The organism is Dyadobacter chenwenxiniae (genome assembly GCF_022869785.1).
GTDB classification, from domain to species: domain Bacteria; phylum Bacteroidota; class Bacteroidia; order Cytophagales; family Spirosomataceae; genus Dyadobacter; species Dyadobacter chenwenxiniae.
This window is the reverse complement of the sequence record NZ_CP094997.1, coordinates 2576764-2592381: the sequence shown is the minus strand read 5'-3', so window position 1 is coordinate 2592381 and position 15618 is coordinate 2576764. Positions and strand designations below refer to the sequence as shown.

Genomic DNA, 15618 nt, shown 5'->3' with positions numbered 1-15618 from the left:
ACCAGCCAAAGCATAGTTGTAAACGACATCTTTTTCACATTGGTCTAATAACGAACAAAGGTGGTCTCTTGAAAACGCATCATTTCATTCGCGATATCTTTGGCAGCTTGATCTGAAATCACAGGTATAGCAGGAACTGTTGACGTGTAAAATGCAGGATTTCCTGCTGAGCCTACGGATTCAGTCGATCCTCCATCCCATCTGTGGCCATAATCACAAACAGTTTCGCATGTCTCGACTTGCGGGAAATGACAGTATTCGTCACCATAAGCCATCCAGGGCGGTGAATCTGGTTGCCCTAATTTCATAGGATAGCAAGTCCAAAGTACCATACACTGTGTTACGCAAACGAGATTTGTACGAGCTGCTTTATCGGCAGGGTATAAACTTTTATTGGCCTTCCTTCTTGATATCCGTAACCAACAATAAGATTCTCGTTCATATCAAAAATCCTGATCTCGCGGCTATATCCACTTACGTAACTTCTTGAAGAATATGACCTTACAGTTTGAGTTTGAAATTTATCTCCCTGCTTGAATACAAGAATTTTATCTGTTGACTTTCTTATTTTTTATCTTCCACTTTTGGCATCGTCAACGGTTCCTACATTCATTGCTAAACCTCCTTCATAATCAAAAGGCACAACGACCGCATTTTCCTTCTCTGCATTGTCAAAAAAAGCCTTTTCTTTTTCATTGACGCAACACCAATTCTACCGGTTCCGCTTTTTTCTTGCCCTAACTCACTATTTATCAAAAATAAGAGCCGCCGCTTCGTTGATTTATGTGGTTCGATATCCACTTTCTGAAAACACCAGTTTTTCGGAGTAAATCGAACCAATGATCTCACGCTTCTGATTTGTATCTGATCTTGTGTATACACCATCAATGCTCGAAAGCGCATTTACTGCCCTATCCAGCAACTTTTCAAGGTTCACAGGACTGCCGACGCTAGTTGTCATCTCAGTTGAATTGGCCTCTAGTCGCACAAGCTTTTCCTCTATTTGCTTTCATGGTCCGGTAGTCCTTTGGATCAATGCAGAATAGTGTGCAGATTTTGAAAATATCACTTAGTGTGATAAAAGTCACTGATTATTTTAGATGTTCCGGCAGTATTTCTTCCTACTCTCAATCCGACAAAAAGCACTTAGATAAGACATGGAAACCCTAAAAAATAAACTGCCCATATTTTGCCTGAATATGTACCGGTCAAGTCGGGAAAACGAGCCGTTTTGTGTTATTAGGCTAGAAGAACTATCAAAAAGAGTAAAAGGTGTTGAGCAGCCACATTCACATTCTTTTTACATGCTGATTATTGTCTTGAAGGGTTCGGGTAAGCACTTTATCGATCTTCACAAGTATTCTATTACCAAAGATCAAATGTACTTTCTAAGCCCTGCCCATGCAGATTTTTGAAAACACAGATCCTCGCCACGGCCACTTGATGCAGTTGTCGATAAACTAAACAAGTCCATGGGCCGAAATAAAGTACTGCTAGCGAGCGAGGGCTTGACTACGCGATGGAAGATGAAGCAGGAAAAATTGTCTCCGCGATACAGCATCAGTATGCAGGAGATATTACAATTCACGCTAAATAAAGGCTGACACAAACTGACTCGCTTCTAGAACTGGTGCCAGGACGAACAAAAAAGGCTAGGAATTCTCCTAGCCTAACGATAGCTGCATACGATATTCTTCAAGCTCGCGAAAAAAGCTAATCGCCTTTTTTGTGCTTGTGCGATTTCAAGGAAGGCGTATTACCTGGAGATTCTTTATTATCCCGTTGACGCTTGTCTGGCTCTTCCGTTGACTTGGCAACTTTTTTAGGTCCTGTCTTTATTCCCATTTCGATATAGTGTTTACTAAATATAGATAATTAACTGAGACTAAAAAGCTATGCCATCGATTTGAAATTGTTCAATGGGATTACTTTATTGTGCGATCAGCCATAAGCATTGACTGCCTCCGTCATAAATCCTTGATTTGCTCAGTCAATCTGATCATCATTTCAATCAGCAAGGATTTATCTCGTTCCTCAACCGAATAGCTTTTCACCCTTAGACTACTGTGAGAGATTTCTGCGCGATGTGGAGTGGAAAGATAAGGAGCCACTGATTGAAAAACTGCTGGTAATGAGCGCGCTGTTATAATATTCGACATGTCAGCCGCTTTGAAAAAAAGAGCCAATTGATCGACGGTTAATTTGCAAAGTACTTTATCCGCAGTCTTTCTTACATAGCTAGATGACTTGATTTCCATGGCCGGTGACTCAATAATGTTCTCAGTATTACTGTGCGATTTAAATTCAATTTCGCAGATAAACCATTTGTTGATTGTCAGGGATAGGTCATCATATTGCCTGTCGTAGGTCAAGTCCTTAATTACCGGTATTTGATTAAATAACTTTTGAATGTAGGCTAACTTCTTGATCCTAATGTCATCAGACGCAAGTTCCTCGATCTGACTTTTAAAACGATCGGTGAGGTATCTCGCAAATTTTGTTGAGTTGAAATTCCTCTCAATGAGTAGTGATTCCAGGTTGGAAAAGTGCTCGTTACCTACATTTCTTCCTTGGGACCCGCGAATCAGCTCGTTTAGACCTTTCCAGTGGCAACTATATAGCAGTTGGGACAAAGCTGGCGTGATTTTTTATCAAATGTTGATTGAATAATCAACATTTGATATCCATGAATAAAAACGGGGAAATCATCATTATAGAAGACGACGAGGATGACCAGGCTGGATATTCCGGACCAAAGAGGGCCACTAATTCCGTTGAACTTGAGCCAGCATTCCGGGCAAACAGAGCCACTTGAAGAGTGCTATTCGATGGTAATTCCGGGGAATCAGAGCCAGTATGTTACTGACATTCCGGCGTAATTGAGCCACCCGGGCCGTTGTGCGATGGCATTCCGGACAAAGAGAGCCACCTCATACTTGGTATTGAAGAACTTCAACATCCATCTTTTGCAAAAAAAACGCACAAGGGATGGCTAACAAAGTTACTTCGATGCAAACACTACGCTTGATTATACAGTTGCTTGACCGTAACACTTCGGAACGAAACATTTCCCGGCAACTCCACATTTCCCGCAATACAGTTAAATTTTACAGGGAGCGACTGCAACAAAGGGTTTATTCTTACAAGCAATTGCAGGGACTGGATGATGAGTTGCTGTCAGAGATTGTTTATGCAGACTTACCTTCAACCCAGGACGAAGATGAGCGTAAGCAGGATTTTCGCCAGCGCGTACCTTATTTCCTTTCAGAGCTGGAGCGGACTGGTATGACACGCCAACTACTCTGGGAGGAATATATCAACCAACATCCTGACGGTTACCGGTACTCGCAGTTTTGTCACCATCTTCACGAGTTGGGTAAGGTATTACAACCGAGCTTTCATGCCCGCTATAATGCCGGCGAATTGATGATGATCGATTTTGCCGGGACATCGATGTATTATGTTGACCGGCCTACCGGCGAACAGATTAATTGCCCGGTCCTGATATGCGTTCTTTCGTTCAGTAACTACACCTACGTGGAAGCGCTACCTAATGGAAGGTTGCCTGCCCTGATTGCAGCGCTCAACAACTGCCTGCGCTACTTCAAAGGCGCACCGCTGTCTTTAAAAACCGATAATATGCGGCAAGTCGTGCAAAAAAGCAACCGCTACGAACCTACGTTCACTGAGCTGATCCAGCAATGGGCACTGCATAATAATATTGCCCTGGTCGCTACCAGGCCTGGTAAACCCAAGGATAAGGCACCGGTCGAAGGCCATGTCAAGATCTCCTACCAGCGCATCTATGCGCCTTTACGCGACCAGGTGTTTTTCAGTATCCAGGAATTGAACGAAGGCATCCGCAGGCAACTGGAAGTGCACAACAATAAGAACTTCCAGGGCAAAAGTTACAGTCGCCTCTGGCAGTTTTCCCAGCAGGAGCAGCACCTGCTGCAAACACTGCCCGACCAGCCTTTTATGATCAAGCACAGCACTTCGGCCAAGGTGCAGAAGAACTATCACGTCACCTTAGGTGAGGACTGGCACCATTACAGCGTCCCCTTCCATCATATCGGCAAACAGGTAACCATCATTTATGATCAACAGACAGTAGAGATTTACCTGAACCACCACCGGATTACAGTCCACAAGCGCTTTTTCAATGAGCACGGCTACACGACCCTCAAGGAACACATGCCTGAGAACCACCACGCCTACCAGCAGCAAAAGGGTTGGGATAGCGACTACTTCCTCAGACAGGCCCTTCAAGTTGGCCCGGCAACCCGCTCATATATTGAAGGGGTTTTGAAGGGGCGGCAGTTCACCGAGCAAACGTTCAATTCCTGTCGTGGGATACTGCGCTTGGGCTCCATTTACGGCAAAGAGCGCCTGGAAGCTGCTTGCCATCGAGCGACCCATGCCGGTTCTTACAGCTACAAAACGCTATCGAATATTCTTGCCAATAACCTGGACAAGGCCCCTGATATAGCCCAGACCACACTATTCCAAACGCCTGATCATGATAACATTCGCGGCGCAGCCGCATACGAGTAAAGATTGTATCAATTAAACCAAGCAAAAATGAATACCGATCAAACTTGTCAGCAATTGACCCAACTGAAATTGCAAGGCATGGCCTCCCGTTATGCGGTCATAGCCGAGCAGCCGGTACACCAACAGCCCGAAGCCCATGCCATGGTAGCCATGCTGGTACAGGCAGAACACGAACAGCGGATCCTTCACAGGACACAGCTTTATTTAAAACTGGCTAAGTTGCGGTACACTGCATACGTCGAGCAGGTAAGCTGTAAACCTGAAAGGGGCATCACTTCCGAACAGCTCATCCGGTTAAGTGACTGTTCTTTTATTCAAAAGGGCGAGAACGTGTTGATCACAGGTGCAACGGGCTGCGGAAAATCTTATCTGGCTTGCGCCTTCGGGCGGCAAGCCTGCATTAAAGGTTATAAAGTGCTTTACTATCCAATGAACCGTTTTATTGAACAATTAGCGTTGGCCAGGCTCGATGGAACTTACATAAAATGGCTCAATCAGATTGCGAAAGCACCCCTGCTGATCTTGGATGACTTCGGCTTACAGCCGCTCAGCCACGATACTAAAATGGCCTTACTTCAAATGTTGGAGGACCGGTACGCCTCCGGATCAACGATCATTACCGCGCAGATGCCCGTGGGAAACTGGCACGAGTACATCAATGACCCGAGCCTGGCTGATGCGATATGTGACAGACTGACAGCAAATGCCCACAGAATAAATCTGCAGGGAAGCTCCATGAGAAAGACAAAAACTAGCTAATTTTAAACTCTTCAATACCAAGCTACCGCTGGCTCAAGGTCTGCGGAATGCTGGCTCTGTTTCGCCGGAATTTCCACAATGTCAAAGGTCTATCGCAAAGATAGACTTTTGACATTTTTATGTTCCATCATATTCTAAGGTTCACTCTTCTATCCTTCTCAATATCAGGCCCCTGTCTGCGTAGCGCTGCCGGTACAAGGCCAATTCCATCGCATTTATCCAAATCATGTGAGATCCGTGTATGAGGTTTTTCTTACAAATGTGCGGAAACATACGCTAAGTAACTAAATATTTAGTTTGTTTAAGTTCGCTTGTCTATGGGAATTTCCGTACGAATGTTGGCGGCCCCCCAATATGCGGCAGCGTTTTAACATAATGATAATAACATGATGAGTTTAGGTTGTCGGGAATACTACATGTAACTTTTTTGGGAAGTCAACCGATTTCCTCTGATAGCAGCTAAATCCAGAGGTTTTTCTTACAAATGGGCGAGAAACCTCAGAACAAAGGGGAAAACAAAGAGCTGGTTAGGGAACGGGATAAAAAGAGAGGTTTGAGATTCGGTATGTAAGGCTATTTTATATTTCAAGTCAGTAATTTTTTGACACTATCTCAAAATCTGTGTAAAGTTTAAATCGGGGTTTGTAACTCCGATTTTTTACTTTTAACAAAACACAGTTTATGAGACTAGAAGATTTGTTGACTGATGAGTTTTTAAAGCAGTTCAAGAGCCGCGAGACGCTCAATGACTTTCTTGGCCAGTTACAGAAGCGGGGCATTGAGAAAATGCTTGAAGGAGAGCTGGATGGGCATTTGGGATATGATAAGCACGAGCAGTCGCCCAACAGCAATTCCCGTAACGGCTATGGAAAAAAGAGGGTCAAGACCAGCTATGGCGAGTCGGAAATACGTAGCCCCGCGCCGGGACGCGAGTTTCAATCCGATGATTGTTCCCAAGCGGGAAAATATGGTAGATGGGGTCGAAGAGGTGATTGTATCGCTATATGCCAAGGGAATGAGTGTTGCCGATATCGAAGATCAGATCAGGGATGTTTACAATTTTGAAGTATCGACATCTACCATCAGCCGTATCACTTCCCGGATAGCAGAAGATATTGTCAGTTGGCAAAACCGGCCTTTGGAACCCGTTTATTTGATTGTCTGGATGGACGGTATTGTCTTCAAAGTACGTGAAAACAGCAAGGTAGTCAACAAGACAGTTTACATCGCTGTTGGGCTTAAACGCGATGGTTACAAGGAAATCTTAGGCATGTGGCTTGGTAAAAATGAGTCTGCAGCCTACTGGATGAGTGTTTTGACAGATATGAAAGCCCGCGGGTTACAGGACATCCTGATCACGGCAACAGACAATCTTAATGGTTTTACCCAAACAATCCGGTCTGTTTTTCCTGACTCTGCTACTCAGATTTGCGTAGTCCATCAAATCCGGAACAGTTGTCGGTATGTGGTTTGGAAAGATAAAAAGGAGTTTAGCCGTGATTTGAAAGACATTTACGGTGCCCCCACCCGGCAGGCGGCCTTAGCTGCCCTGGATAACCTTGAACTGAAATGGAACAGCAAATATTCCTACGCCATCAAAAGCTGGCGCGAGCACTGGGATGAGCTGACTGTCTTCTTTGATTTTCCATTAGAGATCCGCCAGATCATTTACACCACAAATCTCATAGAGAACCTAAATGGGAAAATTAGGAAGTACACAAAAAACAAGCTGTCGTTTCCTACTGATGAAGCAGTGATGAAATCCGTATATTTAGCCCTTAGAGAGGCTTCGAAGAAATGGACTATGCCCATCCGGAATTGGGGCATGATCCTGAATCAGTTTTTGACTATTTTTGAAAATAGGGTCAGGCTATAAGCTTCGCCCAACCCCGATTGAAAACTTTACACAGTTAATGCGATAGTCCCTTTTTTTTGTAAAATCACTGACTTGAAATATGTCTACTTTACCTATTTTTACTAGCACCTAGATAAGAATAGTGGTACCTGACAGTATCTACTTTTGTAGAATTATCAATAAATCCACTACTTACTAACCTAAATCTGCCATCCAGAGCACTATCCAATAATTCCAATTTGAGAACGCGATTTCCAGCAGTATATTCCATGTATATCCGACCTTTTTTACCTTCGACATTCGTTGCACTATTCATATATATAACGTCTAATGACTTTTTATCTATGAATTCGGTAAAGTAATCTCTTCTGTTTTCTTGGCCAATCTCAATAATTTGTTCTTGCTTCATATCTTTGGCAAGAATGGTTGTAGTTTTTCCCTCTGTCTTTTCTAATATCCAAAAACCGTGGGAAATATTAATCATTTCAGCGGTATTCCCGTAATATGGATCCTTGCAAGCAGCTAATTGGCTAGTAACTAAGCCTACGATGACTAAATATAAAATGCTTTTCATAATGCCTTAGTTTGGTCTTATTCCTGTTAATGCTCTTAAATAGGTGTCATAAGTGCCATTGTCCGTAGAAAAGCTATAAGTTGTGAAAAAGTATCCATTGCTTGTTCCTCCCCACCCCCAATTCATGCCAATGTATTCCGCGTCATAATTTCTACAATCTTCAATACAATTATCTCCATTTTCATCACACCCAACATATGTTTTATATTGAGTAGATAGTGTTGAATAACCATCTCCAACCCATATATGTGCATCATTTGCGTTTACACCATTTAAGGTTCCCGTAAAAATGACAGGGAAATAATTATTTAAGTCACTTTTTACCTGTGCATACTTGCTACTCAAGCTTCCCCATGTACCACCATTTGCAAAAAAGAACCCACTTTGTAATGCATTGTTTATATTTCCTGGAATTGTCCATGTGTTACAATTTCCTAAAACACCGTAATTTGAACTTGCAGCAGCGCCGGCTATACGCGTAAGTAAAGCGCGTTGGTTTCTACCAGTAGTTGAAGGGAAACCGCAATCTGTGTCGGTTTCTCTCGGCATAGAAGGATAGTCAGGCACGAAACAACTGGAGTTATAGCATAATGTAACGTTCGAAGGGTACTGATGATAGCGCATTACCATTCCCATAGCTACCGCACCACATCCTGCTGCTCGTCTCTGACAGGTGCAACCATTGTCGGAGGTAGAATAATACTTCGTTGACCCACTTTGATTCCATCTAGCAACATTATCAACGTATCTGCCAGTTTCATGATAATTGTAAAAATAGTCGCATCCTGTCCAGTCCATTACCCGGCCACCATCCTTTTTTACACTGCCTTCTAAAACTTTCCATAACTGGCTTATCCCTGGCTCGGGCCGATCTTTTTGTTTCGCCTTTTTTATGTGGTATTTGGCAACTTCAAACCATTCACTTATCCCTGCTAATCCATCATTCCTAAAGGGATTATTATCAGAATATGCCAATATTGGTATACAACGCTTATCGGCGGAGATGATCACAAAACCTTGATTATCTTTATAATTGATTATGTGATACATGTCATCCTCTCCATCTTTTACAGTCTCTTTTGATAAAACTTCCTTTTTTGAGCTAGTAAAAGGATTCTCATCACTTGTACTGCTATATCGTGCTTGTTTACTTGTTCGAGCGGATTCCGTAATAGACATAGTATTGGAAGCAATTGTAACGGCGTCAGTCAGGGTGACATTATAGTTCTGTAATTCTGTACCATCATTCAAATCTTTGGTAGGTTTTAGTTCCTGGGTGTCGTTTTTACATTGAAATAAAAAAACGGATAAAGCGAAGAAATAAATAGCCGATTTGATAATCTGTTTTCGAGCGTTAGATTCTGTTTTCATAAAATATGATTTGAGGTGGATGTATATTCTTAATATATCTTGGGGGCATGAATAGCATTCCCACCATGATTGACCTTTTATTTACCCCCCCCCATAATTGATAGAGTGGTAATTACAATAAATTTTATGATCCTTTTTGTCTGTTTAACTTTAGCTTAAACAGTTGGGAATATCTATTCTCGAAAATCTAGGCAATTGTACGAAAAATAGACAATAATTAGAATTATGGTGTAAATTATATTTTTTATTACAATAGCCCTATTTTATTTAGTGACACGATTGCCTTTAGTTTGAACTATCCAAAAGATATCGAGCATCTTTTTGAAAATTAAAAAAATCTAACCTTTCTTCTTGTGACCGGTGGTTGCTAATCACAATTTGTTGTATAAGTTATCTTATATTAAATAGACGGCCAATAATCCGTGCCGAACCACGGGAAGCAATTTTAGTAAAGGCCTTTCCGAGTAAAGATCATTACAACCCATTACTCAGAAAAGCTTTTCGAATGATGCATTGCTGTTTGGATAACCTGTTGTCAGATCTAATTCAGCATCTGAAGTCCATTCCCAAAACCGATGAAAAGCCAATAGACTTCAATAGAGAAACTTCAACAGACATAAACAAAGCCAGTTGAAGTATTCTATGTGTACCTATTGAATTGACATGCTGATATCTACTTCTCCGGTGGCATGGCGAGCACCAATAATAGTTGCTGTAACCTTGCCAACTCCTTTTGAGCCGTAATAATCTCGTCTAAATTCAGCTTCGACCTTTCCACCAGGGATATGGATGACTTCATTTTGTAGTAGAGAATCGGACTTGGATCCGGGATACCGATAGTAAATGCCAATTTTCAAGGCATAATCGTAAGTAGTAAAACCGTCTACATTTATAACCACTGAGTTGTTACCATCCTTCCAGGGAATAGCTGTTAAGGTTGTCTCATCACCAAAGTGCTGTACATTTAATTTAGAAACATTTCGGTTTCCCATTAAAATGGCACCTAGTATAATGACGATTACAATAATTGCAATGCCTGAAATTATTATTATACGCGATCTACTCATCGATTTGTTGGGGTTAAAACTCCATCTTTAATATATACGCCTCGACCCATATCAATTTCATCTTTGATCAAGATTCTGAGTTCGGTTTCCTGATCTTTTGGGTCAGAATACTTTGATTTTATGAAAAGACCGATTTTGTTACCTAATTCATTGTTCTGTAAATCCATTTTTTTTGCAAGATTTTGTGGATCAGTAATATCTGCTTCATGAAGTTCCGCTAAGAATCTGGCTATCCCATCATCCCATGTCAACACCATTAAGCCAACCCAAAACGCATGTTTAAATGCGTTGGCAATTGTGTTATCATATTCATTACCATAAAGAGAAAGCGTTTTGCTTTCTGCTGTTTTTTGGGCTCTCATCGCTGCATAAATTAACCAAGGATGTCTGGTATAATAGGCTTTCTCATAGTCGTTTGCGCCTTTCAGCCACTCTCTCACTAAATCGTCATTTAACACGTATGCATAGACAATGGCTGGATCAGAACCACAGCATCCGCCAGGTAAAGCGTTTGGCATTTGCGACCAATCTACTGCATCAGGGTTTCCGTCGAATCGGTCGCAAATAATTTCGCTACGCCAATACAAGAAGGTTAACTCTGAACAATAATTGATAGCCGGTACACATCCTTGACTATAAACAGCCGAACTTATCTCCCAGCACCCGCTGCTTGTCCTGCCATTATTGATTTGTCCATTCCCAGGAGATAAGTGCGAGACTACATTTCCATTTTTTAAGATCCTTCCATACAAAAATGTTTCATCCCAGTCCTTCACATAAATCCGGCCGGAAAAAGTAGGGCCGACAATGTTTGTTTGGTCATTATTTAAAAAGTAATCTTTGTCGGCAATATAATTTATAATTCTAGCGTTTTTCTTGGCTTTATCTTCCGTTAGCAATAAATATGATCTGGAATATGTAGTGAGATCAACGCTCTCATGTTTCCCACCAACTTCTATCGATGTAACTAGCTGATCCCGGTAAATAATAGGCACTAAAACATTTACTTTTGCACCGCTCGAATCTAGCCCGCCTACAAAATCCCAAAGTATTTCCTTTTTGCGCTGGAATTGAGCGGTTCTTAGATTAGTATTGAACTGAATGCTATCTTCAAACCACTTTTTCATTTAAGCAATGCTCGATGGACTCCTTTTAACGGATAAAGGAGCAGGTGCATCCTTGATAATTTGGGTTTGACAAGCTAGAAAAATTGAGCCGCCAAAAATAAGGGCACTTAATGCCAGTAATGAAATTGATAAACGAGTCTTCATAAAATTGTTGTTAAAGTGAGACAACAAAATTATTGTTGATTTGCAAACTGCATTCTACCGATAGACTCAGTTAATGATAATATAATAGAGGTGACATTTATCATAAAATATGTTAACATAAAATATAAACATCCGTAATGACTTTACCTTTGATTGTAAATTCATAGTAATAATGGAGTGCATCAAAAAGCGTGGGAGACTCATGCAGCTTCCTGGATAACATCAGGATCCTTCACTGATTTGATCGACCTAAAATCCGGATATATCTTTCGAAAAATATCTTCCCATTCGTTGTTCAATACTTTTGTCCGGACTTGAAGCAGTAAGTGTGCTCCTTTTTTAGTCCACTGCATGGACTGTTTTTTAGAAAAACGTTTAGCAATTACATAATTGACTGTGGATTCCACAAAACTGGTTGAAATAACTTCGCCGTAATTATAGCGCTGGGCGTAATTGACAATAAAATTCTGATTGTTGATGATGTATTTGTCGAAATCGGTAACGTATGTCTGAAAGGGTTTAATCTTGTCATATTTTTTCTTTTGGCCTTCGTCTTCCAAATGATCAGTAAGATAGAAGTCAAGATCGTAGCAATGCTCGATAGCTCTTACAGCATTACCATGCCATAAATTCCATTTTATGCGGGTCAATAAATGTTGAAAAGCCTTCCCTCTTTTTTCATCTACTTTTATTAACCCAAGCGCACACTGGTGTAGAACTGTCAGTTTCATGGTGATATGAAACCAATCCAGAATGTGTGTGGATTCCGCATTGAGGTAGGTTTGTAGATTCCGTAAGTTATCAGCACCATCTGAAAAAAATTCAAGCTGCTGGTGGGGCTGCATTCTTTGTGATACAAGATGGTTATAAAACCGGCGTTTGGATTTTAAATCATATGATCCGACGAATGCAAAGCATTTGGCTGGTTTTTCAGCCGGAATCGACTTGCCAGCTATTACTTCGAATATGCTCTTTTTATCTTTCCAGGCCCTGACATACCCGCCATCAATACCCACAACCATGGTTCTTTCCGGCCTTGGTAATGCCTGCGGTTGGTTTATGCTGCCACAATCGTACATCCACTGTTCTTCTCCAACCTCTTGTTCCTGGGCTGATGCCAACTCATATAGATGGTTCTGTATCGTTGTCGCGTTAATTGTTTCTGCAACTGGCAGGACTTCTTTCAACAAATTTGCCGTCTTTTCAAAAGGGATTAAACACGCCTATTTCGTTTCAAGAAACAAGAGCTCAGGAGTAGTATGGCTTGGAAACAGTTCATTCAAAGGGCTGAACGTTTTATTATCTTCGCCATAATATCTAGGGCTTTCAAAAGTGATATCACCGAAAAGTGTCTTAAGCTTAAAGGTATAGTTTCCTTTTTTACGAAGCTTTTGTAGTCCCTTACTTTTGATAAAGGCTCCCAGTTGCTTTTCAACGATGGATTGCTGACCGAATTGATTACAGCATGAAATTGGATGTTATTGAATGTTCCCTCAACATAGCATAAAATTTCTACACTTAAAACCGGCATCAAAGATCCCTACATCCAGTATTGCGAGTTGAAACGTTTTGACGATGGGTGGCCGCATAGTCAAATGTAGCCTATCATAAACGATTACCCAACCCTTTTTATTGACCTTCCCCCGTGATGTGCATAAAACTCGTGATTCCCTGTATACCAATACCAATATTGATGGAAATACTTTTACTCAGCGGTTTTTCCTGGTAGCTACAAAATCAACGATTTTGATAAAGATGGAAAATTGCGATCTGTGGAAATCAAGCTGGTTTTAGGAACGATATACTTTGAAATATTGAATATGGATTAGAACTATTGTATTGGTGGGGAATAGAAAAGCGGGTGAAGTTGTTTCTCAGGTGATTAGCCATATTTAGTCCGATAACCACCTGATTCACAAAGGTTAATTTTATTTAAATAAAAGCGGTGCCATCTGATACAGGCTGCGGCGCCAGGTAAGAAATTCATGCGCTGTGCCCTCGGAAACATATGAAACCGAATTATATCCGGCCGTTTTAAGCGCAGTAGCCGCATTCCTCACGCCGTCGGGTTTCTCTTTACTACCTGCACTGAGGAAAACAAGCTTAGGCTTGGTTTTGTCTTTTAGATCTTCAAGTGAATACACACCTCCGCTGAGTAGCGCATAGTAGCCGAAAACGTCTGGCTTGTTGAGGGTAATCGTGCGGGTTTCCATTCCTCCCATGGAAAGGCCTGCCATGGCGCGTTTGTCGCGACTGGCTAATGTTTTGAAAGTAGCGTCTACATACGGAATCAGCTCGTCAACCAATACGGTCTGGAAAGGTTCAATCTTAAATTCCCTTATCTTTCCCATTTTGACCTCATTGGTCATTCCATAGGTCATGACAATTATGAACGGCTCAATTTTACCGTCTGCAATCAGGTTGTCCATAATCAGGTTCGCGCGCCCCTGGTTGCTCCAGGCGGTTTCGTCTTCTCCCCATCCGTGCTGCAGGTACAGCACCGGATAGCGTTTGTTTCCCTTTTCATATCCGGCAGGGGTATAAACAAATGCGCGACGGGAAGTACCTGTGCTTTTAGATGGGAATAATATCTGTTGCACATGGCCGTGTGGTACACTCTTCAGCTGATAAAAGTCCTGATCGTGAGCCGGAATTTCAATACCGCTTTCCCAGCGAATCGAGCCGTAATAGTTCAATGTACCCGGATCATTAAAGGTTCCCCCATCCACATTAAGGTGGTAATAGTGAAAGCCCTCGTCCATGGGTCCTTCGGTAGTTCCGGCAAAAAAACCTTCCGGATCTTTAGTGAGTTTGGTTCCGCCCCTTCCGCCCAGTCCAAGGCTTACCCTTACACTATCTGCCTGCGGTGCCTTGATCCGGAAACGGACATATCCCTGAGAATTCACCTGAGGGTATTCCTGGCCGGGCTGATTAAGTTCTGAGGGCTTAAAGTCGTCCTTGACAGCTGACTTTTCCACCTGTGCCCAAGCAGCTCCTACAGTTAACGAAGCTGCCAGAATAAAGGTAAAACATTGTTTGTTCATGTGCTTTTAGTTAAAATACCCGTTTAGAATGTAATGCTTATGTTATTCTACGTGGAAAATAAATGGGAACTGGCTACCGGTTAAAAGTGGTCAGATGGAAAACCTACTTTATATGAACGTCATTAATCGTCAACGCAGATTACCCATAAGACGATGCTGATGGCGGCGATTGCCTTCGGAACTAGAAGATACAGTAGTTGTCACCCCCGGTAGCTCGCTGAAAATGCCCTTCAAAAGACCAAAGGTTACCTCTTAAAGCAATTGGACTGATTTACTTGTCATTTTGGTGCAGAATTTAGTTTTTCGTTCAAATGGCAAGAACCGGGACCAGCGTAAGAAGTCTGAGCGGCAGCTGTGCAACACTCACATCTGCTTATCGGTACCTAAAAACGGACGCGGTCGTTGCACAACTCATGCTTACGTATGTCGGAGCAGTGACGCACATGTTTTTATAGTACGAGCTTTGCCAAGACCCCTATCAGCAGTACCACCCGCGCGTTAAAAATGAAGGATTTCAGGTTTGGAAACTTAGTGTCGACCTGCAGCAATCTTCTGCCACACTTACTTGCGATGACGGCAATCCGGTATTATTTACAAAACAAATCAGCTACACCGATTTCCCGCTAGAAGAGATCATCATCTATTTTACTGATAATGTGATTTTACTACCTGGTGAATATTAACCAGGTAAAGCTGCCTCATTTCCAGGGCAGCTTTCAAATTACTTTTTACCTAAATATTCCCGCTTCTTTGACCGCTTCGCTCAATTTTTCTTTTGAAACACCTAAGTCCTTGGTCCAGTAAGCAACTTCATAATTTTCGCTTAGATTGATGCGGCTACTGTCGGCCGGTCCTTGTTTGGTTTTGTCGTCTGCCATCTTCTTTAATGGTTGAAGAAGTGCTGGTACCGATTTATTTGTTACACCGTTATCGGATAGAAGCTGTGGCCAAATCTGTGGCGGATTGTATTTTACCCATGCTGACAAAAATGATGGCCAGGTAATAACCAGAATGGTTGAACCTAAGGAACAATGGAGGGCTTTAGAATAATTTATCTAGAAAGAATTTTTTGTAGTTGTCTCTTGACATAATGACGGCTCATGTGTAATTTACTGTCCTAATT

At 41.8% G+C, this 15618-nt stretch carries 15 protein-coding genes and 3 pseudogenes; 7 read left to right on the top strand and 11 right to left on the bottom strand.

The features are described 5' to 3' along the window. Positions 1-44 precede the first annotated feature (44 nt). Together MUK70_RS10620 and MUK70_RS10615 are read right to left on the bottom strand one after the other, a co-directional pair. Complete coding sequence (locus MUK70_RS10620) at positions 45-332, bottom strand: hypothetical protein (RefSeq protein WP_234658514.1); 288 nt, start codon at positions 330-332, stop codon at positions 45-47. 449 nt (positions 333-781) lie between these two features. Beyond that, complete coding sequence (locus MUK70_RS10615) at positions 782-961, bottom strand: hypothetical protein (protein ID WP_234658513.1); 180 nt, start codon at positions 959-961, stop codon at positions 782-784. A gap of 196 nt (positions 962-1157) precedes the next feature. Here MUK70_RS10615 and MUK70_RS31135 point away from each other — a divergent pair, with 196 nt between their 5' ends. Beyond that, positions 1158-1415, top strand: a complete 258-nt coding sequence (locus tag MUK70_RS31135; protein ID WP_374759745.1) for an AraC family ligand binding domain-containing protein — start codon at positions 1158-1160, stop codon at positions 1413-1415. Positions 1416-1448: 33 nt separating this feature from the next. Beyond that, positions 1449-1604 (top strand): annotated as a pseudogene (locus MUK70_RS31130) (DUF4113 domain-containing protein); the annotation flags it as partial. Between the two features lie 109 nt (positions 1605-1713). Here MUK70_RS31130 and MUK70_RS30830 read toward each other — a convergent pair. Then, entirely contained in the window at positions 1714-1845 is a 132-nt protein-coding gene (locus tag MUK70_RS30830) for a hypothetical protein (protein WP_255716814.1), read from the bottom strand. A gap of 122 nt (positions 1846-1967) precedes the next feature. Beyond that, entirely contained in the window at positions 1968-2633 is a 666-nt protein-coding gene (locus tag MUK70_RS10610) for a hypothetical protein (RefSeq protein ID WP_234658512.1), read from the bottom strand. Positions 2634-2686: 53 nt separating this feature from the next. On the opposite strand from MUK70_RS10610, the gene MUK70_RS30825 reads away from it, so the two are divergent. From MUK70_RS30825 to MUK70_RS10595, 4 genes and pseudogenes are all read left to right on the top strand, one after another. Then, positions 2687-2815, top strand: coding sequence for a hypothetical protein (locus MUK70_RS30825; RefSeq protein WP_255716813.1), 129 nt, complete (start codon positions 2687-2689; stop codon positions 2813-2815). Between the two features lie 173 nt (positions 2816-2988). After that, entirely contained in the window at positions 2989-4554 is a 1566-nt protein-coding gene (istA, locus tag MUK70_RS10605; protein ID WP_244784790.1) for an IS21 family transposase, read from the top strand. A 27-nt stretch (positions 4555-4581) separates the two neighbouring features. Beyond that, positions 4582-5313, top strand: a complete 732-nt coding sequence (gene istB, locus MUK70_RS10600; RefSeq protein ID WP_234658510.1) for an IS21-like element helper ATPase IstB — start codon at positions 4582-4584, stop codon at positions 5311-5313. Between the two features lie 681 nt (positions 5314-5994). Then, positions 5995-7189 (top strand): annotated as a pseudogene (locus MUK70_RS10595) (IS256 family transposase). An 88-nt stretch (positions 7190-7277) separates the two neighbouring features. On the opposite strand, the gene MUK70_RS10590 reads toward MUK70_RS10595, so the two are convergent. The 6 genes from MUK70_RS10590 to MUK70_RS10565 all read right to left on the bottom strand — a co-directional run bounded on the left by MUK70_RS10590 (position 7278) and on the right by MUK70_RS10565 (position 14495). Further along, positions 7278-7742, bottom strand: a complete 465-nt coding sequence (locus tag MUK70_RS10590) for a hypothetical protein (RefSeq protein ID WP_244784788.1) — start codon at positions 7740-7742, stop codon at positions 7278-7280. Positions 7743-7748: 6 nt separating this feature from the next. After that, positions 7749-9113 (bottom strand): C10 family peptidase, encoded by a 1365-nt coding sequence (locus MUK70_RS10585; protein ID WP_234656208.1) that lies wholly within the window; start codon positions 9111-9113, stop codon positions 7749-7751. 650 nt (positions 9114-9763) lie between these two features. Continuing rightward, on the bottom strand, positions 9764-10180 hold the full coding sequence (locus MUK70_RS10580; protein WP_234656209.1) for a hypothetical protein: 417 nt from the start codon (positions 10178-10180) through the stop codon (positions 9764-9766). Further along, the gene (locus MUK70_RS10575; protein WP_234656210.1) at positions 10177-11307 is read right to left on the bottom strand and encodes a DUF6973 domain-containing protein; all 1131 of its coding nucleotides are present in this window, start codon (positions 11305-11307) and stop codon (positions 10177-10179) included. Before MUK70_RS10575 ends, MUK70_RS10580 begins: the two co-directional genes overlap by 4 nt. Positions 11308-11651: 344 nt before the next feature. Continuing rightward, positions 11652-12665 carry an ISKra4 family transposase gene (locus MUK70_RS10570; protein WP_256464076.1) on the bottom strand — a complete coding sequence of 338 codons (1014 nt, stop codon included), beginning with the start codon at positions 12663-12665 and terminating at the stop codon, positions 11652-11654. Positions 12666-13379: 714 nt separating this feature from the next. Next, complete coding sequence (locus MUK70_RS10565) at positions 13380-14495, bottom strand: alpha/beta hydrolase-fold protein (RefSeq protein WP_234656212.1); 1116 nt, start codon at positions 14493-14495, stop codon at positions 13380-13382. A gap of 494 nt (positions 14496-14989) precedes the next feature. Here MUK70_RS10565 and MUK70_RS31125 point away from each other — a divergent pair. Continuing rightward, positions 14990-15178: pseudogene (locus tag MUK70_RS31125) on the top strand (DUF6876 family protein); the annotation flags it as partial. A gap of 45 nt (positions 15179-15223) precedes the next feature. Here the strand turns inward: MUK70_RS31125 and MUK70_RS10560 are convergent. Continuing rightward, positions 15224-15373 (bottom strand): DUF3606 domain-containing protein, encoded by a 150-nt coding sequence (locus MUK70_RS10560; protein WP_234656213.1) that lies wholly within the window; start codon positions 15371-15373, stop codon positions 15224-15226. Positions 15374-15618 lie beyond the last annotated feature (245 nt).